General features: G+C 71.2%; 24 protein-coding genes. 10 read left to right on the top strand and 14 right to left on the bottom strand.

All coding sequences use genetic code 11. The features are described 5' to 3' along the window. Positions 1-37 precede the first annotated feature (37 nt). Positions 38-670, bottom strand: coding sequence for a YqgE/AlgH family protein (locus VZF99_RS16220; RefSeq protein WP_067720162.1), 633 nt, complete (start codon positions 668-670; stop codon positions 38-40). Between the two features lie 103 nt (positions 671-773). Between VZF99_RS16220 and VZF99_RS16225 the strand changes: the two genes are divergently transcribed. Continuing rightward, a complete protein-coding gene (locus VZF99_RS16225; protein WP_407335359.1) occupies positions 774-2,177 on the top strand; it encodes an MFS transporter in 1,404 nt (467 codons plus the stop codon). Here the strand turns inward: VZF99_RS16225 and VZF99_RS16230 are convergent. From VZF99_RS16230 to VZF99_RS16245, 4 genes are all read right to left on the bottom strand, one after another. Then, positions 2,112-3,425, bottom strand: coding sequence for a hypothetical protein (locus VZF99_RS16230; RefSeq protein WP_407335360.1), 1,314 nt, complete (start codon positions 3,423-3,425; stop codon positions 2,112-2,114). The genes VZF99_RS16225 and VZF99_RS16230 overlap by 66 nt on opposite strands. Positions 3,426-3,460: 35 nt before the next feature. Next, positions 3,461-4,744 carry a glycosyltransferase 87 family protein gene (locus VZF99_RS16235; RefSeq protein WP_407335361.1) on the bottom strand — a complete coding sequence of 428 codons (1,284 nt, stop codon included), beginning with the start codon at positions 4,742-4,744 and terminating at the stop codon, positions 3,461-3,463. After that, entirely contained in the window at positions 4,741-6,297 is a 1,557-nt protein-coding gene (locus VZF99_RS16240) for a CCA tRNA nucleotidyltransferase (RefSeq protein ID WP_407336151.1), read from the bottom strand. The genes VZF99_RS16235 and VZF99_RS16240 overlap by 4 nt, the downstream gene beginning before the upstream one ends. 324 nt (positions 6,298-6,621) lie before the next feature. After that, the gene (locus tag VZF99_RS16245) at positions 6,622-6,954 is read right to left on the bottom strand and encodes a putative quinol monooxygenase (protein WP_407335362.1); all 333 of its coding nucleotides are present in this window, start codon (positions 6,952-6,954) and stop codon (positions 6,622-6,624) included. A gap of 91 nt (positions 6,955-7,045) precedes the next feature. Between VZF99_RS16245 and VZF99_RS16250 the strand changes: the two genes are divergently transcribed. The 9 genes from VZF99_RS16250 (at position 7,046) to VZF99_RS16290 (ending at position 18,371) form a co-directional block, all read left to right on the top strand. Continuing rightward, the gene (locus VZF99_RS16250) at positions 7,046-7,201 is read left to right on the top strand and encodes a hypothetical protein (protein ID WP_407335363.1); all 156 of its coding nucleotides are present in this window, start codon (positions 7,046-7,048) and stop codon (positions 7,199-7,201) included. 70 nt (positions 7,202-7,271) lie between these two features. Continuing rightward, positions 7,272-8,576: an NUDIX hydrolase gene (locus tag VZF99_RS16255; protein WP_407335364.1), complete on the top strand. Its 1,305-nt coding sequence runs from the start codon at positions 7,272-7,274 to the stop codon at positions 8,574-8,576. Further along, complete coding sequence (locus VZF99_RS16260) at positions 8,573-11,200, top strand: hypothetical protein (RefSeq protein ID WP_407335365.1); 2,628 nt, start codon at positions 8,573-8,575, stop codon at positions 11,198-11,200. The genes VZF99_RS16255 and VZF99_RS16260 overlap by 4 nt, the downstream gene beginning before the upstream one ends. Continuing rightward, positions 11,197-13,068, top strand: a complete 1,872-nt coding sequence (locus VZF99_RS16265) for a lipid II flippase MurJ (RefSeq protein ID WP_407335366.1) — start codon at positions 11,197-11,199, stop codon at positions 13,066-13,068. Before VZF99_RS16260 ends, VZF99_RS16265 begins: the two co-directional genes overlap by 4 nt. Positions 13,069-13,157: 89 nt before the next feature. Beyond that, complete coding sequence (locus VZF99_RS16270) at positions 13,158-14,837, top strand: hypothetical protein (protein WP_253002839.1); 1,680 nt, start codon at positions 13,158-13,160, stop codon at positions 14,835-14,837. A gap of 42 nt (positions 14,838-14,879) precedes the next feature. After that, entirely contained in the window at positions 14,880-15,551 is a 672-nt protein-coding gene (gene sigM / locus VZF99_RS16275; protein ID WP_407335367.1) for an RNA polymerase sigma factor SigM, read from the top strand. A gap of 138 nt (positions 15,552-15,689) precedes the next feature. Next, positions 15,690-16,622, top strand: a complete 933-nt coding sequence (trxB, locus tag VZF99_RS16280) for a thioredoxin-disulfide reductase (protein ID WP_069389400.1) — start codon at positions 15,690-15,692, stop codon at positions 16,620-16,622. A gap of 57 nt (positions 16,623-16,679) precedes the next feature. Beyond that, the gene (gene trxA / locus VZF99_RS16285; protein WP_067720180.1) at positions 16,680-17,024 is read left to right on the top strand and encodes a thioredoxin; all 345 of its coding nucleotides are present in this window, start codon (positions 16,680-16,682) and stop codon (positions 17,022-17,024) included. 156 nt (positions 17,025-17,180) lie between these two features. Then, the gene (locus VZF99_RS16290; protein ID WP_120285658.1) at positions 17,181-18,371 is read left to right on the top strand and encodes an N-acetylmuramoyl-L-alanine amidase; all 1,191 of its coding nucleotides are present in this window, start codon (positions 17,181-17,183) and stop codon (positions 18,369-18,371) included. Positions 18,372-18,429: 58 nt separating this feature from the next. Here VZF99_RS16290 and VZF99_RS16295 read toward each other — a convergent pair whose 3' ends face one another. From VZF99_RS16295 to rpmH, 9 genes are all read right to left on the bottom strand, one after another. Further along, complete coding sequence (locus VZF99_RS16295) at positions 18,430-19,098, bottom strand: hypothetical protein (protein WP_067720183.1); 669 nt, start codon at positions 19,096-19,098, stop codon at positions 18,430-18,432. Then, positions 19,095-20,213 (bottom strand): ParB/RepB/Spo0J family partition protein, encoded by a 1,119-nt coding sequence (locus VZF99_RS16300; protein ID WP_407335368.1) that lies wholly within the window; start codon positions 20,211-20,213, stop codon positions 19,095-19,097. Before VZF99_RS16300 ends, VZF99_RS16295 begins: the two co-directional genes overlap by 4 nt. Further along, the gene (locus VZF99_RS16305; protein WP_235027891.1) at positions 20,213-21,154 is read right to left on the bottom strand and encodes a ParA family protein; all 942 of its coding nucleotides are present in this window, start codon (positions 21,152-21,154) and stop codon (positions 20,213-20,215) included. The genes VZF99_RS16300 and VZF99_RS16305 overlap by 1 nt, the downstream gene beginning before the upstream one ends. A 99-nt stretch (positions 21,155-21,253) precedes the next feature. Further along, the gene (gene rsmG / locus VZF99_RS16310) at positions 21,254-22,036 is read right to left on the bottom strand and encodes a 16S rRNA (guanine(527)-N(7))-methyltransferase RsmG (RefSeq protein ID WP_407335369.1); all 783 of its coding nucleotides are present in this window, start codon (positions 22,034-22,036) and stop codon (positions 21,254-21,256) included. Positions 22,037-22,177: 141 nt separating this feature from the next. Beyond that, positions 22,178-22,666: a R3H domain-containing nucleic acid-binding protein gene (locus VZF99_RS16315; RefSeq protein ID WP_119193007.1), complete on the bottom strand. Its 489-nt coding sequence runs from the start codon at positions 22,664-22,666 to the stop codon at positions 22,178-22,180. 129 nt (positions 22,667-22,795) lie between these two features. Then, the gene (yidC, locus tag VZF99_RS16320; RefSeq protein WP_096906419.1) at positions 22,796-23,989 is read right to left on the bottom strand and encodes a membrane protein insertase YidC; all 1,194 of its coding nucleotides are present in this window, start codon (positions 23,987-23,989) and stop codon (positions 22,796-22,798) included. A gap of 17 nt (positions 23,990-24,006) precedes the next feature. Next, the gene (gene yidD, locus VZF99_RS16325) at positions 24,007-24,303 is read right to left on the bottom strand and encodes a membrane protein insertion efficiency factor YidD (protein ID WP_082924143.1); all 297 of its coding nucleotides are present in this window, start codon (positions 24,301-24,303) and stop codon (positions 24,007-24,009) included. Further along, positions 24,300-24,662, bottom strand: coding sequence for a ribonuclease P protein component (gene rnpA, locus VZF99_RS16330; RefSeq protein ID WP_067720195.1), 363 nt, complete (start codon positions 24,660-24,662; stop codon positions 24,300-24,302). The genes yidD and rnpA overlap by 4 nt, the downstream gene beginning before the upstream one ends. 18 nt (positions 24,663-24,680) lie before the next feature. Next, the gene (gene rpmH / locus VZF99_RS16335; protein WP_007629603.1) at positions 24,681-24,824 is read right to left on the bottom strand and encodes a 50S ribosomal protein L34; all 144 of its coding nucleotides are present in this window, start codon (positions 24,822-24,824) and stop codon (positions 24,681-24,683) included. Positions 24,825-25,362: the final 538 nt, after the last annotated feature.

Genomic DNA, 25,362 nt, shown 5'->3' on the forward strand with positions numbered 1-25,362 from the left:
TCTCCCATATAATGAGACTCATCCGGGGCGCCGGCCGTCAGTTGACGTCCCCGTCCTGCAGGAAGGTGGCGTACAGCGGCAGCGGCATCTCCTGACGCCGCAGTACCGCACCCCACACGTCGACGCGGGCGGGGGCGAGCAGGTCGCTGGGCAGGCTGGGGGCGACGTACCAGTCGCCGCGGTCGAGTTCGTCCTGCAGCTGCCCGGGGGCCCAGCCGGTGTATCCGACGAACACCCGCATCCCTTCGACGTGGTCGCGCAGCAGGTCGGGGTCGCTGTCCAGGTCCACCACGTGCACCCGGCCCTCGATCTGCTGGAGCCCGACGAACCGGTCACCGTCCACGCCGGAGCCGAGCACCACCAGTGCGATCCCGGTGTCGGGTTTGACGGGACCGCCGATGTGGAAGACGGACGGGGGAGCGCAGATCTCGGCCCAGGCGGGCAGGATCGACTCCACCTCGGTCTCGCTCGGGCGGGTGATGACGACGCCCAGGGAGCCCGAGTGGTCGTGCTCGATCATGTAGATGATCGCGCGCTGGAAGTTGGGATCGGGCATGTCGGGCGCCGCGATGAGCAGCGACCCGGCGACGGGATCACGCTTGTCCATCGCGGAGTAGAGGCGGTCGCCGAACAGGCCGCCGCCGCCCAGATCGTCCGGTCCCGTGTCCATGTCCCCATGATGCCCCCGTGGCCGACGACCCACACGCGCGTCCCCTCGATCGGGTCCCGCCGCGGTGGTCGCCGCTCGTGCGGCGAGCGCTACGGTGATTCGCGTGACCTCACTGTCCGCCGATCCGGTCGGCCCCCCGCGCGGACGACTGGCGGCCGCACTGCGGGAGTCGGACGGCCTCGGCCGGCTGTCCACGGCGCGCCTGGCCGCCCTGCTCAGTGAGGGGATCCACCAGGCCGCGCTGGGCGGGATCGTGTTGTTCAGCCCCGAGTCCGCGACGACGCCCGCCGCCATCGTCGGCGGGTTCGCCGTCATGCTGCTGCCGTACTCGGTCGTCGGACCCTTCGCCGCCGCCGCGCTCGACCGCTGGGATCGTCGGGTCGTCGTCGCGGTCGCGGCGCTGGTCAGGACGGTGGCCATCATCGTGACCATCGCGCTGGTCGCCGCCGGCGCCGTGCACACGGGGGCGGGCCTGCCGATGTTGTTCGCGCTCTCGCTCGTGGCCATCGGGCTGGGCCGCCTCATCAACACCGGCATGACCGCGGCCATGCCCAAGGTGGTGCCCGACCGGATCCTCGCCGGCGCCAACTCGGTTCTGGTCACCGTGGGGTCGATCATCACGGCCGTCGGCGCGGTCGCGGCGTTCGCCGTCCTGGCCGTCCTCGGCGCCGGGGACGCCGCGGTGTCGTGGACCCTCGTGCCGTCCGTGGTCGCCGCGCTGGTGGGGGTGTGGGCGATCCTGGCGCTGCCGCGCCGGCACCTGGGACCCGACGACGAGCTCAGCGCTGATCCCGGCCGGGGCGTGGCACTAGATGCGCTGTCCCTGTTCGCCGGTGGATTGGCCGAGGGCGTCCGGGCCGCCCGGTCCACGGCCCTCGTGTGGGTGTCGCTGACCGGCGTGACGCTCGGCCGGGCGGCGTTCGGGATCACCACGATGCTGGCGATCCTGCTACTGCGCGACGCCGAGTCCGGCGGCGTGGGCGGCCCTGTCGTGGCCGGGATGGGTGGATTCGGACTGATGTCGGCGGCGGTGGCCGCAGGAATGGGTCTGGCCGCCGTCGTCACCCCCTGGGCCATCGCCCGTCGGCGGCGGATCGTCATCGTGGCATCGGGCGCGGTGCTGTCGGGGGTCGCGCAGCTCGCGGTCGGCCCGACCCTCGAGCCGACGGCGCTGGTCGTGGGCGCGGTGGCGATCGGTCTGGGCGCCCAGGTGGTCAAGCTCGTCGCGGACAACGCCATGCAGACCGACGTCCCCGACGCCCGCCGCGGCGGGGTCTTCGCACTGCAGGACGCGCTGTTCAACTCGGCGTTCGTCGTGGGGATGGTCGCGGTCCTGCCGTTGGTGCCCGCCGACGGACGGTCGGTGTCGTTGATGCTGGTCCCGGCCGCGCTGTACGCCGCCGCCGCGGTGATCGCGGCGTTCGTCGCCGCGCGCAGGCGGTCAGGAGCCGAGCCCGAGCGAACCCGCGGCGATCGAACCACCACCGACCGAGCCACCACCGACTGACCCTCCACCCACAGAACCACCGCCCACAGAGCCCGCGGCGACCGAACCGCCACCCACCGAGCCTGCACCCACCGAGCCGCCACCGACCGAACCTGCGCCGACCGAACCCGCCCCGACCGAACCCGCGCCCATCGACCCGGCGGCAGCGGAACCCGCCGCAGCCGAGCCCGCCGCGGCGGAACCGACAGCTCCGGCGTCCCCACCGGCCGAGCCACCGCCAACCGAGCCACCACCAACCGAGCCGTCGCCGATCGAGCCACCGCCGAGCGCGCCGGCGTCGATGACCCCCACGTCGAGCGATCCGGCAGCCGAGCCCGCGTCGATGTGCGGGAGCTCCAGGTGAGGCGGCTCGAAGGGCAGCGCGGCGTCGAGCCGCCCGTCGCCGTTCATGTCCGCCACGGACAGCATCCCGCTGCCCGTGTCGACGGTGATGGAGCCGTCGTCCTCGACGACCGGTTCCGCGGGTTCGGGAACGGTCCCGCCCTGCACCGGCGCGGGTTCCGGGGCCGGGGTGTGCGCGACGGGCGGGGGCGGCGGCACCGGATCGGGTTCCGTGACCGGGGGAGTGGACCACCTTGCCGAGTCCGCTGCAGCGGCCGACCCGTGGTGGATCGCGCCGATGGCATCCGACAGCAGGGCGCCCCAGTCCGGCAAGCCGCCCATCGCGTCCGACCCGGCGGCCAGCCCGTCCGCCCCCGCGGCCAGCGAACCGCCCATCAGCGCGCCCGCACCCTCGGCTCCTGCCAGCACCGATCCGGCCGCCAGGGAGCCGGCCCCGACGGACCCCGTGCCGAGCGAGCCGCCCCCCACCGACCCCGCGCCGACAGACCCACCGCCCGCCGAACCGGCGGCAACTGATCCGCCACCCACCGAGCCACCGCCCACAGACCCGCCGCCCACAGACCCCGCGGCGAGCGCGCCGGCTCCTCCGGCGTAGACGTTCCACACGCCGCGTCCACCGTCATCGGCGTAGGCGGCCTGGGTGCCGGTGCCCACATCGGTCACCACGCGGTCGGCGGCGCCGTCGAGGTCCGAGTCCCACAGGGCGTCGTCGGCGTATCCGTCGCCGTCGAAGTCCAGCCACAGCGCGTCCGCGGCACCGGTTCCGAGGGTGAGGTCGGGCTCGCCCTGCCACTGCGTCGGGTCCCCGACGCCGTCTCCGAAGAAGTAGTCCATGCCCAGAATCGTGTCCCGGGAGCCCTGATCGGACCAGCCCCGATCCGCGATCTGTGGAGCGAGGAACCGCATTCCACAGATCGTCGTTCCGCCTTGACGGCGGGCGCTCAGCTGCTCGCGGTGGCCCTGACGAGCAACGCGGGTCGTTCGGGATCGCCGCCCAGGTCGCGACGCCCGAGTCGAGAGGCCCGGGCACCCACGACGACGAGGAAGACCGCCGCCCAGATCAGGTAGGCGTTGCCGACGAGGTGCTCCAGCGGGCCCCAGCCGAGTTCGCGGCCCTCGCTGTGCGGCACCCACCACTGCGGCGTGCCCAGGAAGATCACCACGCCGCCGCCGGCCAGGGCGAGCCAGCCGCGCTCGTCGTCGTCGCCGTCTCGTCCCGCGCGGTCGGCCCACACCAGGGTGAGCACGACCGCGGGCACCGCCCACACCCAGTGGTGTCCCCATGACACGGGCGAGCAGAACAGGGCCACGTGCCCCACCGCGACCGCGGCGGCCACCTCGTGGCCGGACCGCAGCAGCCGCCACGCCACCCACGCGATCCCCAGACCGATCGCCGCGGACACCACGAACCACGCGACCGACGCGGCGGTGTCCTCGAAGCCGAGTCGGTGCACGAACCCGTTCACCGACTGGTTGGACGTGAACGCCAGACCGCCGATCCGGGCCGGGTCGCGGATGGCGAACGTCCAGTAGCGGGCGGAGTCGTCCGGGGTGAGCAGGTGCCCGATCCCGGTGAACGCCAGCGCCGAGACGACCGCCGTGGCCAGCCCGCGCCAGTCGCGTCGCAGCACGAAGTACAGCAGGAACACCGCCGGGGTGAGCTTGATAGCCATCGCCAGCCCGGTGAGGGTGCCGCCCCACCAGCGGCCGCGACCGCGGATGACGTCGACCAGCACCAGCGCCATGAGAAAGACGTTGACCTGCCCGAACCCGATCGTCTCGCGCACCGGGCCGAACCACAGTGCCACCGCCACCACGGCTGCGGTGAGCCACCACAACTCGCGCTGCGGCCGTTCGCACGTGCGCGTGAGCACCAGTTGCACGACGTAGGCCAGCACCGCGATGGTCGCCAGCGTGATCAGTGCGGACGCGACCGCCAACGGCACCAGCGTGAGCAGTGAGAAGAGCTGCGCCGACAGCGGGGGATAGGTGAACGGCAGGTGGGCGCCCTGGGCGAGCTGGGGCAGCTCGCCGTAGAGGTCGCCACCGTCGCGGAACACCTGCCCGCCGACGCGGTAGACGTCGAGGTCGATGCGGTACGGCGGGATCTGTTGCAACCCCGGGATGCCCACGGTGTGCAGCAGCGTGCCGACGACGGCGAGGACGACGACGACGACCCGCGCAGCGGCCGAGCCCAGGTAGCGGTCGACCGCTCCGCCGATCATGCCGGGTCGCCGTTCTGCTCGGCGGAGCCCCCGGACCCGCCGTTCTGCTGCGGTTCGTTCTGCTGCGGTTCGTTCTGTCCCGCCCACCAGCTCAGGAGCGCGGCCTCGGCCTCAGCCCGGTCGAGCGGGCCGCGGTCGAGGCGCAACTCCTTGAGATACGCCCACGCGCGACCGACGTCGGGCCCCGGCTTGAGGTCGAGCAGCGTCATGATCTCGTTGCCGTCGAGGTCGGGGCGGACCCGGGCGAGGTCCTCTTTCTCCTCGATCTCGGCGATCCGCCGCTCCAGCGAGTCGTAGTTGGCCTGCAGCTTGGCCGCCCGCCGCTTGTTGCGGGTCGTGCAGTCCGCCCGGACCAGCCGGTGCAGGCGCGGGAGCAGGTGACCGGCGTCGGAGACGTAGCGGCGCACCGCGGAATCCGTCCACTGACCCTCGCCGTACCCGTGGAAGCGCAGGTGGAGGAACACCAGGCCGGAGACGTCCTCGATCATCTGCTTGGAGTACTTGAGCGCACGCATGCGCTTGCGCACCATCTTCGCGCCGACCACCTCGTGGTGGTGGAAGGTCACGCCGCCGCCGGGCTTGGGCGCCCGTGTGGCGGGCTTGCCCACGTCGTGCAGCAACGCCGCCCAGCGGAGCACCAGGTCGGGCCCCTCGGGTTCGAGGTCGATGGCCTGCTTGAGCACCGTGAGCGAGTGCCAGTACACGTCCTTGTGCTGCATGTGCTCGTCGCGCTCGAGCTTCATGCCGGGCACCTCGGGCAACACCCGGTCGGCCAACCCGGCCTCGCACAGCATGTTGATGCCGTCGATCGGGTAGTCGCCGAGGATGGTCTTGTCGAGTTCGGTCCGCACCCGTTCGACGGTGATGCGGTCGATCTCCCCGGTCATCTCCGCCATCGCACGGAACACCCGCGGCGCGAGGGTGAACCCCAGCTGGGAGACGAACCGGCAGGCCCTCAGCATGCGCAGCGGGTCGTCGGAGAACGACTGCTCCGGTGCGGCCGGGGTGTCCAGGACGCCGGCGAGCAGGGCGTCCATCCCGTTCAGGGGGTCGACGAACTCCTGGCGCCCGTCCGGGTGCAGACGCACCGCCATGGCGTTGACCGTGAAGTCGCGCCGGATCAGGTCACCATCGAGGGTGTCACCGAAGACGACCTCGGGGTTCCGGGTCACCCCGTCATAGGAGTCGGCCCGGAACGTGGTGATCTCGATCTGCTGCTCGATCCCGCCACCGTCCCTCTTGACGGCCGAGAGCGTGCCGAACTCGATCCCGGTGTCCCACACCGCGTCCGCGTAGTCGTCGAGGATGGCCCGCACCGTCTCGGGCCGGGCGTCCGTGGTGAAGTCCAGGTCGGTACCCAGTCGGCCGAGCACGGCGTCGCGGACACTGCCACCCACCAGGTAGAGCTCGTGCCCGGCGTCACCGAACGCCGTCGCGAGTGGGGCCAGCACGTCGGCCAGGTCGTTCATCGTGGTCTGGGCGCCCGCGAGCAACCGGACCCGGCGCGCCTCGACCTCCGCCGGGTCGGGCCGGGAACCCGGTCCGTCCTGCAACGCCGAGAACACCGCGGCGTCGTGTCGATCGGAGGCGGATCGATCGGCGGCGGCGCTGCTGTCGGCGGCACTGCGGTCGGGGGTCGGTCTGCGGGCTGTCACGGGCCCGACTTTACCGAGTGGACCCGACTATCCCTGACCCGCGCGCTCGGGGCCGGGCGGGATCAGCCCCGGGTACGCCGCCACGCCGACCTCCGCTGCCGGAATGTACGTCGATCGCCGGGTCGTGCTGCGGGAATGGACCATTCGGGGCGCGCAAGTCGACCAGGCAGCGCATCCGAGCCGGATCCGGGCCGGATGCCCTGCCGGAATGCCCGGCGGGACTCACTCGCCGGGCGCGACCGCCTTCGACCACAGTGGATCCACGGCCTCGACCTCGGGCGGGCCGCTCAGCAGCGGGCTCGACTCCTCCAGGTATCGCAGGTAGGCGGGGTTGCCGAGGAACTCCTGGGCGGCCGCGGCGTCCCGGTAGTGCTGGAACACCACCATCACGTCCGGGTCCACGTGGGATGCGCACAGTACATAGGCCCGGTGCCCGTCGTTGGCCTGCACGGCCTCGGGCATGTGCCGGCGCCACACCTCGATCAACTGGTCGCGACGGCCCGGCTTGGCCCGGTGTCGGAGGACCAGGGCGTGGGCGGACGGGCCAGAGCTCATACTGCGGACTCTAGCCGCGCCCGCCGCCGCGGGACCGTCCCCGGCCGGCACCGCCCCGAGGCCCTAACCGCTGGAACGGCAAGGTACGCGAGTGACGGGAGTGCCTCGTCGTCGTCGTCGTGGCTTCCCACGCCTGCCGCCCACGCGCCCGGGCGCCGGCACCGGCAACGGCGCCCACACCTTCGCCCTGTTCACCCGTGAGTTGCGGGACTCCTGGCGGGTCGTCGGACCGGCGCTCGGCGCCTGACCCGCACGCGACCGGGCCGCGGCGCGCCGTGGATTCCGGTCCGCTCACCCCCGGCCGGTAGCATCGATGGGTGTCCGAAGCCGATCGTCCCGCCGAACCGCGCGCCAACGCGCCGCGGCGTCGTCGTGCACGTCGGCCCGCCGGGCCCGGCGCGGTGGGACGCGACGCCGCTGGTCAGAAGCGGGACGGCGCTGCCGCGAAGGGGTCCGACGGCCAGCGCGGCGCGCCAAGCGACAAGCAGAAATCGACGCCCCGGGACGCCGGGGGCGGCGGCGGCCAGAAGCCCGGTCAGAAGTCCGGCCAGGGGGGCCAGTCCGGGCCCACCGGTCCGTCCGGAGACGGTCAGTCCCGGCAGGGACGGCGTCGCCGTCGCGGCGGACGCGGTCGGCGCGGCGGTCGGGGACAGGGCCGCGCACCCGAGAACCAGAACCAGCCGTCGAGCCCCGACTCCACCCACACGGTGAAGACCGGCGACGGCACCGCCGGCGCCACCTCCCGCCAGGCCCCCCGTCACCCGCGTCAACCCGGCCGGTCCAAGTCGGGTGGTGGCCAGACGAGCTCCACCAACACCACCCGCACGTCCGCGCCCGCGAAGGCCGGCGGCGGCACCGGGTCCAAGACCGGCTCCAAGGCCGGTGGCAAGGGCGGGTCCAAGGCCACGGCCAAGACCACCAAGCCCGGCACCCACCAGGGCGGCAAGGCCGGCGCCAAGAACGCCCGCGGCGGTCGCGGGGGAGCGCGGCATCCCCGCGGCGGCCAACGCCTCAAGACGGTTCTGGAGACCTCGGCCGGCGGCCTGGTGGTCCGGAACCTCGCGCAGGCGGCCGACGGGCCCGAGCCCGACCTGTCCCGGTTGGAGGTCGCACTCATCGGTCGGCTGGACCGACGAGGCCGCATGCTGTGGTCCATGCCGAAGGGGCACATCGAGCCGGGGGAGACCGTCGCGGAGACCGCCCGGCGCGAGGTGCTCGAGGAGACCGGCGTCGACGGCACCGTCCTGGCTCCGCTCGGCACCATCGACTACTGGTTCGTCGCCGAGGGCCGGCGCATCCACAAGACCGTCCACCACCACCTCGTCCGTTACGACCACGGCGAGTTGTGCGACGAGGACCCCGAGATCACCGAGGTCGCCTGGTTCGCGTTCGACGACCTGCCCCGGCGCCTCGCGTACCCGGACGAGCGGCGCCTGGTCGAGTCCGCCCGCACCCTCCTCCCGGACTTCGCGCGCGCCGAACTTGCGGGCGACAATCCCCCTCCCGCCGACGCACAGCTGGTGGACCCGTCCCGCCGGGCGGACGGCCCCGAGCCGGTCCGCCGCACCGGGGCGCACGGCGTGACCCCCCGCGACCACTCGCCGGAGGAGTCCGGGCCGTGACCGGGCGGCCGGTTGGGCGCGCAGTCCGGGCGGTCGTCCCGACAGCACTGTGTGCCGCGCTGGCGCTCGGCCCGCTGTGGGGTGTCCAGCCGGCCGGGGCCATCACCCCCGCGGAGGCCGCGGCCGCCGGGTACATCCCGAACCCGGCGCCGGCACTGGCCCGGATCACCATCGACGAGATCTCCCCGACCGTCCTCGACGGGGCGGGTGCCCCGGGCGGGGCGGGTGGCGGGGGCCGGGTCGCGGTCGGCACCGAGTCCGGGGTCCCGGTGATCACGGTGTCCGGCACCATCACCAACGTCGGCGACATCCCGCTCAAGTCGGTCGACGTCCGGCTCCAGCGCGGGCCCCGCGCCGCCGACGCGGAGGCGGTGCGTGAACCGCTGGTGTGGTCGGAGCCGTCGTTCGCGGTCCGCGGCGAGTTCCTGCGGGTGGCCGAGACCGTGGCGCCGGGGCAGTCCGTGCCGTACCGCGTGTCCATGCCGGCCCGGGAGATCCCCGGCGACCCGGCCCCCGACCTGCAGCTGACCGAACCCGGCATCTATCCGCTCCTCGTCAACGTCAACGGCACCCCGGAGGGCGGGTCGCCCGCGCGACTCGACGACGCCCGCACCCAGTTGCCCGTGCTCGAGGCACCGCAGCCGGCGGCCCTACCGGGGGTCGACGACGACGAGGTGGTCGCACCCGGGCCGACGGACGGGCCGGGCCCGGCGCCGGTCCCGCTGACCATGCTGTGGCCGCTGGCCACGGCACCCACGCGGATCGCGACGGTGCCCGGAGCGGAAGGCCCGGACCCGGTGGTCGCGTTGACCAACGACTCGCTCCTGCGCGAGCTGTCCGAGGGCGGTCGGCTCACCGGGCTGGTCCGGGCGGCCGACGACGCGTTCGACGGGCCCGGCGGGCAGGACCTGCGCCGAGCGGTGTGCCTGGGCGTGGACCCGGAGCTGCTGGGGACCGTGTCCGAGATCGCCGACGGCCGCGCCGTGCTCATCGGGAACGGCACCGGCGGCGACGACGGGGGTTCCTCCGGGCGGAACCGCGGCGGCCGGGAGGACCCGGAGCGGTCCGCCCCCGCCGATCCCGGGGCGGTGGAAGCCGACGCCGAACGCTGGCTGGACGAACTGCGGGCGCTGGCCGAGGGCACCTGCGTGGTGACGCTGCCGGCCGCCCAGGCCGGCCTCGAGGCGGTCGGCGCGGTGGGCTCCACCGAGCTCACCCGGGCCGCGCTGGACAGCGACGATTCCGTGGAGCGGATCCTCGGGGTGTCCCCGATCCCCGACGTGTTGGTACCCGCATCCGGGACCCTGCTGCCCGGCACCGCCGAGGCCCTGGGAGTGCCGGATGCCACCGCCGTGGTGGCCGCCCCCTCCACGCGGACGGACACCGGTCTCGTCCCGCCCCCCGGGATGGTGGGGCTGGCCGGGACCGACGACGGACGCGCACTGACGTATTCGGCGCCGATCGGGGCGGCCCTCGCCGCGACCGGGTCCGCGCCGGAGAACCCCCGCTATTCCGACCCCGACACCCGGTACTGGCTGACCGCCGACTCCGCGGCGGCCCGCCTCCAGGACGCGAGGGCCGCGCTCCTCGCGCCGGTCGTGGACGCCATCGACGCCGGCCCCGCCCCCATCGCCCCGCTCGAGGCCGCCGGCGCGGCCGGCCCCGGGTCTTCCGCGGGCACCGGTCCTGCTGCCGACACCGGCCCCTCCGGCCCGGCCGACGATCAGGGGGTCCTGGCCGTGCCGCCGCAGGTGTGGAGCGTCGACGGCGAGGCCGCCGGCTCGCTGCTGGAGACCCTCGGCGCCCAACTCGCCGCGGGGCGGATGCGCGCGGTGCCGCTCACCGAGCGCCTGGCCGGCCCGGTCACCGTCCCGGACGGCTCCCTGGCGGACGACCCCACGGGCGCCGTCGACCCGGGGGCCGTGGACCTGGCCGAGGTGGGCCGGCGCGTGTCCGACGCCCTGCGGGGGATCGGCACGCTGCGGTCACTGGTCGACGCCGCCGATCCCACGTCGGCGGACGCCGAGGGCCACCTCGACCCGATGACGACCGAAGCCCTCCGGGCCCTGTCGGAGACCGGCCGGCGGGCGGGGGGAGACGGCACGTCACCCGGGTCCGGTACCGGGGCGGACGCCCGCGCCGGGACTGCCGAGCGTCTCGACCGCCTCGAGCAGACGGTCTCCCGCTCGCTCGGCAGGGTGGACCTGCTGCCGCCCGGCAGCGTGTTCACCATGGCCAGCCCCAACAGCCCACTGCTGCTGGTGACCCGGAACGCGTTGCCCTTCCCGGTGCGCGTCGGCGTCACCGTCACCGCGCCGGACGACATCACGGTGGAGCCGGTGGGGGTCGTCCAGATCCCGGCCTCGGGGTCGCGGACCCTGCAGGTGCCCACCCAGTCCGACGCCGAGGGCGGCGTACGCCACACCGTGGCGTTCGTCCTCGAGGGTCCCGACGGGCGCCCGCTGTCGGAGCCGGTGGAGCTGTCCGTCCAGACCGGTGGCTACCCGGTCGCCCAGGCGTTCGCGTTGGCCGCGGCCGCCCTCGCCCTCGTCCTCGGGGGCCGGCGGTACCTGCGCTACCGTCGGGGCATCCTCGACCCCGCGGACGAAGGGCACCGACCGTGAACGACGAGCAGGGGTCCCCCGGACCCGAACTGCGCAGACCGGATCCCGGCCTCCGCGGCCGACGCCGTGAGGCGGGCAGTTGCGTGCTGCCGGGCCCGGCCTCCCCGCCGCCGGTCGCCGACTCGTTCATCCCGGACGCCGCGCCCGCGCCGTCGATCGAGCGGCCGATCGCGCGGCCGATCGCCCCGACCCCGGAGCGGTCCGCAGCGGCCCCGGCGACGCCCGGCGGGGGGACCGGGGCACGGAACCGCGACTCCTCCGACGCGTCGGTGATGCGCTCGACGGGATCGATGGCCGTGGCCAACCTCGCGAGCCGCATCACCGGGTTCGTCCGGATGATCCTCATCCTCACCGTGCTCGGCCCCGCCGTGGCGTCCGCCTTCAACACCGCCAACACGCTGCCCAACATGATCACCGAGCTCGTCCTGGGTTCGGTGCTCACCGCGATGTTCATGCCGCTGCTGGCCAAGGCCGCGCAGGAGGACGAGGACGGGGGCGTGTCCTTCATCCGACGCCTGCTCACCGTGACCTCAGTCCTGGCACTGGGGGCGACCGTCGTGGCGGTGGCGTGCGCGCCGCTGCTCACCGAGCTCAACCTGGGCGACGGCGAGGTCAACACGAACCTGGCCACCGCTTTCGCGTTCCTGCTGCTGCCGCAGATCTTCTTCTACGGCGTGTTCTCGGTGATGCTCGCGATCCTCAACTACAACGGTGTCTTCCGTCCCGGGGCGTGGGCGCCGGTGTGGAACAACCTGGTGGCCATAGCGACACTGGTGCTGTTCGCGGTGGTCGGCAGCGGGATCGACCCGGCCGCGCCGGTCAACCTGCTCAGCGCGCCCATCCTGCTGCTGGGCCTGGGCACCACCCTGGGCGTGGTGCTGCAGGCGGCGGTGCTGGTGCCGGCCCTGCGCCGCGCGGGCGTGGACCTGCGCCCCCAGTGGGGTCTGGACCCCCGCATCAAGCGGTTCGGCGGGCACGCCCTGGCCGGTGTGACCTACGTACTCATCTCGCAGGTCGGTCTGGTCATGACCAACCGCATCGGTTCGGCGGCGGACGAGGCCGCCATCGCGATCTACCAGACCTACTGGCTCCTGCTGCAGGTCCCGTACGGGATCATCGGCGTCACCCTGCTCACCGCCATCAACCCCCGCCTGGCGGACAACGGGGTCGCCGGCCGCAACGACGCGGTGGTGCGGGACATCTCGCTGGGGACGCGGCTGTCGCTGTTCGGGCTGCTGCCGATCATCGCGTTCATGACCGCGTTCGGCCCGACGATAGCCACCGGCCTGTTCCGCTACGGGAACTTCGACGCCGAGAGCGCCCAGGTGCTCGGCCTGACCCTGACCTTCGGCGCGTTCACGCTGGTGCCCTACGCCGTGGTCCTGCTGCAGCAGCGGGTGTTCTACGCCCGCGAGGACTACTGGACGCCGACGGCGATGATCCTCGCGATCACCGTGGTCCGCGTGGTCCTGTCGCTCCTCGTCCCCGTGGTCGCCGACCAGCGGTCCCACGTGGTGATCGGCCTGGCCCTGGCCAACGGCATCGGCTGGGTCGTCGGCGCCGTCGCCGGGTTCATCCTGCTGCGGTCGAAACTGGGGTCCCTGCGTGGTCGCGAGACCCTCCGGTCGGCCTTCTGGACCCTCGGCGCGTCGATCGCCGGCGCCCTGGTCGCGCTCGCCGTGGACACGATCCTGCCGATGGACGCCCTCACCGACGCGGTCGGCAGCATCGGGTTCGTCCTGCGTGCCGGTGTCGCCGCCGTCATCACCCTCGCGGTGACCGGTCTGATCCTGTCGCGGTCCCGGTTGCCGGAACTCGACTCGATCACCCCCGTTCTCCGCGGACTCGTGGGGCGTCTGAGGAGCTAGTCGAATCCACGCGGGGCCGGTACGTACACTCAGGGATCACGAGCGGCGCCTCCTGACGGGCTGCCGCACCAGGCGAGGAGGGTCAACGGGTGGGTGAACAGACTGGAGCCCCGGCACCGGACACCGCCTCGTCGCCACCGCGTCTGACCGTCGGAGGCCTGGTCTCCGGCGGCAGGTACGAACTCCTCGAACCGTGCGGTGGTGTCGCCGGCCAGTCCTTCTGGAAGGCCCGCGACCGGCGCCTGGGGAGGTTCGTCGCCCTGACCTTCGTCGACCCTCTCCCCGGCGAGCAGCCCCCGGGTTCGGCGACGGGGGTGCTCGACCGTACCGTCGCGCTCACCACGGTCTACGCGGACGGGTTGGCGCGCGTGCTCGACGTCATCCGCGGCCGCGCGGGCGGCATCGTGGTCTCGGAGTGGATCCCCGGACGCAGTCTCGCCGCGGCCGTGGCCGAGCCGGACCCCGACTCCGCCGTGGGCGCGGTGTGGGGTCTGGCGGACGCCGCGACCCGTGCCGAGGAAGTGGGCCTGACCCTGGGCCTCGACTCACCCGACCGGATCCGACTCACCGAGGACGGGCGCGCCGTCCTGGCCTTCCCCGGGGTCCGCGACGGGGCCGACGCCCGGTCCGACGTGCGGGGCCTGGGCGCTACCCTCTATGCGCTGCTCACCGGAGCGTGGCCGCTCCCGCTGCCCGAGGGTTCCGATCTGTACGAACCGACCGACGGTCGGCCCGGTCCCGCCCGGAGGGACGACGACGACGAGGTCCTCGACCCCACGGTGGCCGGTACCGGGGTGGCGCCGGAATCCGCGGTGCTGGCCATGCGGTCTCTCGACGGGTCGTCGGTCAGCTCGGCGGCCACCGTGAGGGCGATGGTGACCGATCGCGTCGGCGGGCCGCGGCGCGCCGCCCCCGGGGCCTCCTCCCGGGTCGCCCACCCGGCGACCGCCACCGCGACGGAGTGGGCACCGGGGGAGTGGTCGTCGGCGGAGGGATCGCCGGCGGAGTGGTCCTCGGCTGAGGCGGGTCCCGAACCCGCGCCGTACAGCGAGCCGGACCCGGAGGTCCAGAAGCGCCGCTGGCAGATCATGGCCGGGACCGGCGCGGCCGCGGTCGTGGTGATCGCCCTCTTGTTCATGTGGATGCTCGGGGGGTTCGGCGGCACCCGCAACGACACCCCGCTCTCACAGCAGCTCGACGCGATCGAACGGGCCGCCCAGGCCAGTCGCGCCTCCCAGACCGCCGAGCCCGCGGCCGATGACCCCGCCGCAGGCGACACCGGGGACGAGGCGGAGGAGGCCACCCCGACCACCCCGGTCTCCGTGTCGACCGTCACCACCTGGCAGCCCTCGTCCTCGAACGGCGTCGCGGAGAACTCGGCGGATGCCCCCAACGTGGTCGACGGTGACCGGTCCACCTCGTGGTCCAGTGATGCCTACCGGTCCCAGATCGGCGACGGCCCGTCGGCTTACAAGCCGGGTATCGGGTTGATGCTCGCACTGGACGGTGAGCAGGAGGTCCGCCGGGTGGTGCTCCGCTCGGGGGACGACGGCGTGCGCTTCGAGGTGCGGTCCGCGCCCGGTGCCTCTCCGGCGTCACTCGACGAGACCACCCGTCTCGGAGCGGGCACCGTCCGCGACGGGTCGGCCACCGTGACGATCGATGACCCGCGGGAGTCCGGGTACGTCCTGGTGTGGATCACCCGCCTGGGTACCTCCGGTGCCCAGTCCTACGAGGCCTCGATCAGCGAGGTCGAACTGACCCGCTGACCGGCCGGGAGACGTCCCCACGGGGGGCCCGGCCGGGTTACGGTGACGGCCGTGAACACCGGTACCGCCGTCCCGACAGCGGCGGGTTGCCCTGCCCCGCCCGCAGGTGCGGAAACCCCGCTCGGCGCCCAGTCCGCTCCCAGGGCCCAGTCCGTACTGACAGCCGAGTCGCCGCTGTCCGACGCCGAACTGTTGGACGCGCACGTCGCCGGCGACCCCGACGCCTTCTCCGCCCTCGTCCGGCGGCACTACGACTACCTCTGGCGGTTGGCCATCCGCACGTCGTTCAACCGCGACGACGCCGCCGAGGCCCTGCAGGAGGCTCTCGTCTCGGCGTACCGGAAGGCGGATACCTTCCGCCACGCCTGCCCGGTCCAGGGGTGGCTCTACCGCATCGTGGTCAACGCCTGCCTGGACAAGATGCGGGCGCAGCGCCTGCGCACCCACACCCAGCTCACTCCGTCGCTGCACGAACAGGTCACGCTGCGGGACCACTTCCACCAGGACCCGGCGTACGCGATCATCGTGGCCGAGGCGTTGGCGGAACTGCCCGACGATCAGCGGGACGCCGTCGTCGTCGTCGACATGCTGCGGTGCACCGTCGCCGAGGCGAGCCACCTGCTCAACATCCCCCCGGGCACCGTGAAGAGCCGGTGCTCCCGCGGCCGCGCGAAGCTCGCGGCCCTGCTCGAGGGGGTCACCCTCACCGTGTGAGCGTGTTCCTCCCGTCACCCGGTGGGCGGTCGCGGGAACAAGGCAGCCCCCCGGGGTGTTGTGGCCTCTAGAAGACCCGGCACCTGATGCCGGTTCCGACTCACGAGCCACCAACCGCCCGAGGAGCCCCGAGAACCCATGAGCGACACCGTCCACGACGTCATCATCGTCGGATCCGGCCCGGCCGGGTACACCGCCGCCATCTACTCCGCGCGGGCCGAGCTCAAGCCCGTCGTCTTCGAGGGGTCCCAGTTCGGTGGCGCGCTCATGACCACGACCGAGGTCGAGAACTTCCCCGGCTTCGCCGAGGGCATGATGGGCCCCGATCTCATGATGCAGATGCGTGAGCAGGCCGAGCGGTTCGGCGCCGACCTCCGGATGGAGGACGTGACGTCCATGGACCTCGCCGGGGACATCAAGACCGTCCGGGTCGGCGAGGAGGAGCACCGCGCCCGCGCCGTGATCCTCGCGATGGGTGCCGCGGCACGCTACCTCGGGGTCCCGGGGGAGCAGGAGTTCCTCGGCCGCGGTGTGAGCTCGTGCGCCACGTGTGACGGATTCTTCTTCCGCGACAAGCCGATCGTCGTGGTCGGCGGCGGCGACTCCGCCATGGAGGAGGCCACCTTCCTCACCAAGTTCGGTTCCTCCGTGACGATCGTGCACCGCCGTGAGGAGTTCCGCGCCTCCAAGATCATGCTCGAGCGGGCACGGGAGAACGAGAAGATCTCGTTCGTCCTCAACACGGCCGTGGACGAGGTGCTGGCCGGCGCGACCGGTTCGGTCGAGAAGCTCCGCCTGCGCGACACCGTCACCGGCGAGACCAGTGAGCTCGAGACCGCCGCCATGTTCGTCGCGATCGGCCACGATCCCCGTTCCGAGCTGGCCCGCGACCAGGTCGAGGTCGACGAGGACGGCTACGTCCTCACCGGTCAGACCACCGCCACCTCCCTCCCCGGGGTGTTCGCCTGTGGCGACCTCGTCGACAAGCGCTACCGCCAGGCCATCACCGCCGCCGGTTCCGGATGCGCTGCCTCGATCGACGCCGAGCGCTGGCTCGCCGAGCAGGCCTGAACCCGCACCGGGCCCGGAACAACCGGGCCCCGTCCACCCACCCGAAAGGACCACCTCATGGCCGACACCCCCAACATCATCGACGTCACCGAGGCCGACTTCGCCGACGCCGTGCTCACCGCCAGCGGCTCCAAGCCCGTTCTCGTGGACTTCTGGGCCACATGGTGCCGCCCGTGCACCATGATGGCGCCGGTCCTCGACGAGCTGGCGGGCTCGGAGGCGGACAAGCTGACCGTGGCCAAGGTCGACGTCGAAGCCAACCAGGAACTCGCCGCCGAGTACCAGATCACCGCGATCCCCGCGATGCTGTTGTTCTCGGAGGGACAGCCGGTCAAGCGCATCACGGGCGCCAAGTCCAAGTCGGCGCTCCGAGCCGAGCTGGGCGACGTTCTCGGCGCCTGACACACACGCCGGCGGCACCGGGTCGCTACCCTGTGTTGCTACGCTGTGGCGCTCCCCCGTGGCGTTCCCCCACCGCCCGGCGCGGACGGGGCATGTCCGCGTGTGAGGCGGTAAGTTCATCCGGGTACCCAACACTAGGAGAGCGGGAGGAGACCCATGGCGTGGAGGCGTGGTGACCGTGGGCCCGAGGTGGCCGCCATCCGGGCCACCCTCGCGGGCATGGGTCTGCTGCACAACATCGAGTCGGTCGGGGTCACCGAGCCCGAGACCGGGTCAGTGCTCGCGCGTACCGACGCCGTCTTCGACGCCGACCTGGAGAAGGCCGTTCTGGCCTTCCAGCAGGCGCGTGCGCTGATCTCCGACGGAATCGTGGGTCCGGCCACCCAGGCCGCGCTTCACGACGCCAGCCACGTGCTGGGGACCCGGGACCTGAGCTATATCGTCTCCAGGCCGATGGCGGGGGACGATATCGCCCAACTGCAGCGACGACTCGGCGAGCTCGGGTTCTACGCCGGCCTGGTGGACGGGACCTTCGGCCCCCTCACGCACGCGGCCGTCACCGACTTCCAGCGCGACTGCGCGCTCCCCGCGGACGGTGTGGTCGGTGCCGAGACCCTGGACACCCTGAGCCGCTTCTCGACCCTGTTCAAGGGCGGGGACGTCGCCTCTCTCGTCGAGAAGGAGCGGGCCCGCACCTCCGGTCCCATGCTCGCCGGTAAACGGATCGTCCTCGATCCCGGCCCCAGTGGGTCCGAGAATCCGATCCGGATCGACACCCCCTACGGGACCATCACCGACGCGGAACTGCTCTGGGACATCACCCGGCGGCTCTCCGAGCGGATGAACCAGGCCGGCGTGGAGGTCTTCCTCTCCCGGCCCGAGGCGATGATCCCGACCGATCCCGAGCGCGCCGAGATAGCCAACGCGTTCAACGCCGATCTCATCATCTCGCTCCGCCTGGACCGCCACCCGAATCCGGTGGGCAACGGGGTCGCGACGTTCTACTTCGGAAACTCGCTCGGCGCGGAGTCCATGCTCGGTGAGGCCCTATCCGGCTTCATCCAGCGGGAGATCGTCAGCCGCACCACTCTTCGCGACTGCCGGACCCATGGCCGGAGCTGGCCGTTGCTGCGAATGACCCGCATGCCGTCCGTGCAGATCTACCTGGGCTACGCGTACAACCCGCAGGATCTCGAGATCCTCGGCGATCGTGCCGCCCAGGACACCATCATCGACTCGATCCTCGTGGGCGTGAAACGTCTGTACCTCCTCGACGAGGACGATCATCCCACCGGGTCGATGTCCGTCGACGCCCTCATCGACTACGAGCAGCGCCAGCGCGACTGATCGCGGCTCCGGCCACCCCGGGGGAGTCGGGGTCCGGGGTGTCGTGAGTCCCGGGGTGTCAGAGCCCCCGGGCGACGGCGCTCGCCGACGCGCCCGACAGCACCCCGAGTCGCCGGGTGGCGAATCCGTGTTCGGCGAAGAGCTGATCGAGGGCGCGCTCCACGTCCGCCTTCCACAAGTGCTCGCTCTCGATATCGAGCCGGAGGCGGGGATGGGTCTCGTGGGGTGCCACCACCGTGAAACCGTGCTCGACGAGAAAGCTCATCCCCGGCACGCACGAGTCCGCGCCGCACCCGTCACGTGACGTAACATGCCCGGGGTCCTCGGACGTGACCCCGAAGGCCTCGATGGCCTTGATTCCGCGGCTTCGGACATTGACGACGACGGCGTCGAGCAACGCGGTCAGTACCCCTGCCGGTGCGCCGTGCTCGACACTCATGCCGGCGAGCAGCACAGCGTCAGCGCCGACGGGTGAGGTCGGGAAGCACGTCGCCCGCGGCACCATCCCCGGGGGGGCGTAGAAGGCGGCAGCCGTCGATCGGTCCCCGTAGGTGGCGAGCTGGCCGCAGACACCCCATTCCAGGGATACGTGTGAGATCCACGCTTCCTTCTCGAACTCCGGATCTCCCGGGGACTGCTCACCGTCGGTTTGCCAATAGACGCAACGCCGGGCGCGAGGACCCAGCTGGTCCACCGCCGACAGGTCCAGCGGGCGGAGGGAGATCATCGCGGCGCTGCGGTCGACCCGCCCTCGAGAAGTGCGAGTACCCGGGCCAGATCATCGGTGTCGCCGACGTCGATGGTGATACGTCCCTTGCGGCGCCCCATCGTGACCGACACGGAGGTCTCGAAGCGGTCCGACAGCCGACCCGCCACCGCCTCCAGCTCCGGGTTGCGCTGGCGTCCGCGGGGCGGGGGCTTGGGCTTGTCCGTGGTGTCCCCGGGATCGCGGTTGGCGAGGGTGACGAGCTCCTCGGTCGCCCGCACCGACAGGCCCTCGGCGACGATCCGGGCGGCGAGCTCGTCCTGTGCCGGCGCCCCCGCCTCGAGGCCCAGGAGTGCGCGCGCATGTCCCGCTGACAGGACACCAGCCGCGACACGCCGCTGTACGGCGGTCGGCAGCTGGAGCAGGCGGATGCTGTTGGTGATCGCGGGGCGGGATCGGCCGATGCGGGTCGCGAGTTCTGACTGGGTCACGTCGAACTCTTCCAGCAGCTGCTGGTAGGCGGCGGCTTCTTCGAGAGGGTTGAGCTGTACCCGGTGGATATTCTCGAGCAGAGCGTCCCGCAGCAGATCCTCGTCGTCGGTCTGCCGAACGATCGCCGGAATCGTCTCGAGCTTTGCGCGCTGGCTCGCCCGCCAGCGTCGCTCACCCATGATGAGCTGATAGCGCCCATCGGACATCTCACGGACGACGATGGGCTGGAGGAGTCCGAATTCTTTGACGGAATGAGCGAGTTCGGCCAACGCCTCCTCATCGAAGTGGGTGCGGGGCTGCTTCGGGTTGGGGTCGATCTCGGCCGGGGAGATCTCGCGGTAGACGGCGCCGGGGTCCACCAAATCTGTTGTTTCACGTGAAACGGGTGAACCATCGTCGGCGTGCGAGCCGGCCTCGGCCCCGCGGGCCGTCGATGACGCGGTACCGGTGGGCTCCGTCCCCGCCGGGCCCCGATTCCCGGCAGCAGACGAGCGCGGACGTGGGGGAGTGGTGCGCGGACCGCCACCTCGCGGCCCCAGGATCAGGTCGGCGGCGTCGTTCCCGAGCCGAGGCCCTTCGTCGGGGCCGGTGGGGATGAGGGCCGCGAGACCCCGCCCGAGACCGCCCTTACGCTGCTGGCTCATCAGTTCTCCTCCGGGCGGTCGACGCCCTCAGCTTCACCCGCGGTGGGCGTGGATACGAGTTCTCCCGGACCGGCCGGCCCTCCCCGTGCGTTGATCTCGCGGGCGGCGTCCAGGTAGGCCAGCGCGCCGCGTGACCCGGCGTCGTACTGGAGGATGGTCATCCCGTACCCGGGCGCCTCGGACACCTTGACGCTTCGCGGGATCACCGTCCGCAACACTGTGTCGCCGAAGTGCTTCCGGACCTCACCGGCGACCTGCTCGGCGAGCTTGGTGCGCCCGTCGTACATCGTCAGCATGATGGTCGAGATCTCCAGATCCGTATTCAGATGCTGCTGGATGAGTTCGACGTTACGGAGAAGCTGACCCACCCCCTCGAGGGCGTAGTACTCACACTGAATCGGGATGAGGACCTCGCGAGCAGCGACCATCGCATTGACGGTGAGCAGACCGAGCGAGGGCGGACAGTCGAGAAAAACGTAGTCGATACCGAGCGACTGCAGGTCCTCCGGCAGGAGGACTTCGGCGAGACGTCGCTCCCGCTGGGGGAGCCCGACCAGCTCGATCTCCGATCCCGCGAGATCGATGGTCGCCGGTACGCAGAACAAGCGCTCGGCATGAGGACTCTTCTGCATCAACTCATCGACGGACGCCTCCCACATCAGAAGGTCATAGCTCGACGGTGTGCCCTCGCGGTGATCGACACCGAGCGCCGTACTCGCATTCCCCTGCGGATCCATATCGATCACGAGCACCCCGAGCCCACCCAGAGCGAGAGCGGCGGCGAGATTGACGGTGGAGGTGGTCTTGCCCACCCCGCCCTTCTGGTTGGCGATCGTCACGATCCGCGGCGACTCGGGACGGGGGAGTGCCGGTGCATCCCCGTGGAGGACCTCGTTCGCCTGGCGCGCGGCCGCGAAGATCGGGGTCTCGTCGTAGGACATCCGTCACCTTTCGAGTTGCATCGTGAGCGCGGCGAGCCTGCCGCCGTGTCGGTGCCATTGTTTCACGTGAAACCAACACCGGACACGTCCCGTCAGGCCTCAATAAGACCGACGCCCGCGTCCGCGGGATCGGGAGCCACGGCCCCCCATCCTAGTCGCCAGGGTGCCGATCACCAGCCTCGTCGGTTCGGCATCCGGGGCAGCGACGGTCTCGACGCGAACGTCGTCGAACCCGAGTTTGCGGAGCGCCACACGATCACGCTCGACCTCGTCGACTGCCGACTCGCCCTTGAGGGCAACCATACGGCCACCCACCTTCAGCAGCGGAGCAGACCACCCGGCGAGCTTCGCCAGCGGGGCCACTGCCCGGGAGGTCACGACGTCCGCCTCCCCCGCCTCGATGATGATGGGTTTCTCCTCGGCGCGACCCCGAATGACCCGGACATCGATGCCGAGCTCGCCGATGATCTCCTCGAGAAACGTGACCCGACGGAGAAGTGGCTCCACCAGAGTGATCGTCAGATCTGGGCGCGCGAGCGCCAGGGGGATACCAGGGAGGCCTGCGCCGCTCCCGATATCGACGACGGACTCGCCCTGCGCCAACTGCGATTCAGCAGCCGCACTGTTGAGGACGTGCCGATCCCACAGTCGAGGCCGCTCACGCGGACCCATCAGCCCACGCTCGAGCCCGGCCGTCGCGAGGAAATCAACGTACCGCGTCGCGAGACCCAGCCGATCCCCGAACACCACGGCTGCAGCGGGCGGCGCAGAGGGGAGCTCACCGGAGTCAGATGTCGAGCCCGGATCGGCCGGCGTCTCAACCGCAGCCATATCGTCCCCGTCCGTGTCACGTGACGCTTCGTGGCCCGTGTGTCCGTTCATGGTCTCGCGCTCCTTCTCGCGGCCGCAAAGCCACTGTTTCACGTGAAACACCGCCGGTGAATCACATCATTGTCATTAGATCCTCGGACACAGATCAGGGGTGCGAGCCGGACGGCTCGCACCCCTGCCCCAAGCCTCCCGTCACCCGGGCAGGACGACCACCCGGCGGTTGGGCTCGACGCCGGTCGAGTCCGACGTGACACCCTCGATCTCCGCGATCGCATCGTGGATGATCTTGCGTTCGAACGGCGTCATGGGCTCGAGCTCCTCCGACTCACCTGACTCGAGAACCCGCTGCGCTGCCACGCGTCCGGACTCGCTCAACGCCTCACGCTTCGCCTCACGCCAGCCGGCGATGTCGAGCATCAACCGGCTCCGATCGCCGAGTTCCTGTTGCACCGCGAGACGCGTCAACTCCTGAATAGCGTCCAGGACCGAGCCGTCCGAGCCGACCAAGGTATCCAAGTCGTCGCCGCCCACGATGCTCACCACAGCCCGATCGCCCTCGACGTCCAGATCGATGTCCCCGTCGAAATCGAGGATGTCGAGGAACTGCTCGAGATAGTCGCCAGCGACCTCGCCCTCCTCGACCAATCGTTCCTCGGACACCTCGATGTTCCTCTTGGACATGGACCTGCCTCCGTCGTGACCGCCGATCGCCGAACCCCGGGGGTGCGACGACTATCTACCCCAAGTATGGGACAAGGTCCCCGACGCCGGAGCATCGGGGACCTTGTCCACTCACCTTTTTCTAGCGGGTCAACGCTTCTTTTTCTTCTTCTTGTTCTTGGGACGCGAACCCGATCCCTTCTGGGCCGGCCTACTGCGCTGCCCGCCGGGAGCCTGAGGCCGTTGACCCGGGCGTGGAGCGGATGCCGGAGCGACCGCAGGCCCCGGGTCGGAGTCGATCACCTCGTCGTCGTCCACCGTCGCGGTACCCACCTCCCCGGCCGGATCCGACACCACCCCGGTTCCCGTCGCGGCGGCGGCGCGATTCTTCTTGGGCTTGGTGGGCTTCACACCCACCCGCGGAGCGAGCGCCTTCTGCTCCTCGCGCCGCAGGAGGGCCGCGGCGTCGTCCTCCTTGGCCATCTTCTCGTACAGGAAGTACTGCTGGCCGAGGGTCCAGAGGTTATTCGTGACCATGTACACGAGGATCGCCATCGGCCAGAACGCACCGGTCACCAGGATGCCGATGGGGAAGGCCCACAGCATGAGCTGGTTCATGATCTTGGCCTGCGGGTTGGCCGCGGCCTCAGGGGACTGGCGGGACAGGGAGATCCGCGCGTTGAAATGGGTCGTGACCGCCGAAACGATCATCAGCGGAAGTGCGACCAGAATGATGTTCCACCGGGCGAAGTCGAGCATCGCGCCCGGCTCCACGAAGGCCTGGAACTGTTCGACCGGCTGGGAGATGAAGGACGAGAGCGGAGCACCGAACAGGCGGGCGTCGAGGAAGCTCTGCACCTCGTCCGCGTTGAACACGTAGTTGCCCGTGTTGCGCGTCTCCTCGGCGCTCATCCCGAGCGCGCCGAACTGCGAGCCCATCCGGTTGAACGACCTCAGCACGTGGAACAAACCCAGGAATACGGGGATCTGGATCAGCATCGGCAGGCAACCCAGGAGGGGGTTGAACCCCTCCTGCTTCTGCAACTTCCGGGTCTCGACCGCCAATTTTTCGCGGTCGTTCTTGTACCGCTTCTGCAGCTCCTTCATCTTGGGCTGCATCTCCTGCATCTTGCGGGAGAAGCGAATCTGTTTTGCCGCCGGCCAGAACAGCATCGCGCGGAGGGTGAAGACGAGGAAGATCACCGACAGGGCCCAGATGACCCCGTTGGAATCCGGCGCCTCGACCCAGGGGAGCAGACCGCCGAGGAACGCGAAGATCTTGTGCCAGAACCAGAGGATGCCGGAGATCGGGTAGTAGACCAACGGGTTGGTGATGAACGACATGGGTGGTGGAGTCCTAGCTACGTTCGAGAATTGTCGGTGTGCTCGTGGGGCTCGTGGCCCGGTGGATCAGGTGCACGGGGCCGGGGTACCGGATCCCACCCGCCCGGTGTCCACGGCCCACAGCGCAGGAGACGCCACACCGAGAGCCAGGTGCCGTACCAGGCTCCGTGGACGCGTACCGCCTCGACGGCGTAACTACTGCACGTGGGTTCGAATCGGCAGCTCGGTGGGGTCCAGGGGGAGATGCCCTTCTGATAGAAGTCGAGCATCCACAACAGGATCCGCGCGATGGGACCCGGGCGCCCCGTGCTCACGACGTGCCCCTCGCGCGAGCGGCCGCAGCGACGAGCCCCGCGCGCATATCCCGCACGAGGTCGGCGTGCGACGCACCCGCGGAGGCCGGGTTGGCCCGGATCACCACCATGAGATCGTCGCCGGCCTCGTCCAGCAGGCCGCCCGCGATATGACGAAGCCGTCGGCTGACGCGGTGACGAGTCACCGAGTCCCCGACGGCTTTGCTGACAACCAGCCCGAAACGCGGACCGCCCACGCGGACATCCGAAGAGTCCACGTGGGCGTGTACGACCATGGTGCGGCGGCCCTTCCTGGCACCCTTGCGCACCACCGTCGCGAAGTCAGCGGAACGGTGGAGCCGGTGCGACCTGGGGAGCACCCGCCACCCCGGCCGGAATCAGGCCGTCAGCGACGCGCGGCCCTTACGCCGGCGGGCGCCGACGATGCCGCGACCGGCGCGGGTGCGCATGCGCAGACGGAAGCCGTGCACCTTGGCACGACGACGGTTGTTCGGCTGGAAGGTCCGCTTGCCCTTGGCCATGGTTGGCTCCTCACGTGAAGTCGGCGCCGTGTCCAGCGCCCGATCGAGTTCGAGACGTCGTCGAATCACCGAAGGACGGCGGCACCACGACGCGCCGGGCGCCCACGGGCGCACGACAGACTGCTCAAGATTACGCGCCCGAGGCGCCGGCCGCCAAACCGTGTAATCCCATTGGTCTCACTGATACCAGTTTCCTGACCACAACGACACGCCCACGGCCGCGATGCTTGACATCCGCCCTCCAGTCAATCTTGGGGGTTGCCCCCCGGTTCACCATGTTGTTACCGTCATTCCTCAGGCGAGCCCCACCAGGGCTGCAAGACGCGACGTGAAACCGAACAAGCACCTCCGACCCCTCCCCACCGACGACCTACCCGCGAACCGACGGGAGGGGTCTGTCTTCCCACAGCTGTGGACAACCATGTGGATACCTCGGTGGACCTGGGTCGGAGCCTGTGGATAGAGTGTGGTTCCCGGCGCCGCCGGCGACCCGGACCACCAGCAACGCCCGACACCCGACGAGAGGAGACCGCCCACC

The sequence above is a fragment of the Dietzia kunjamensis genome, assembly GCF_045689975.1.
Classification (GTDB): Bacteria; Actinomycetota; Actinomycetes; order Mycobacteriales; family Mycobacteriaceae; genus Dietzia; species Dietzia kunjamensis.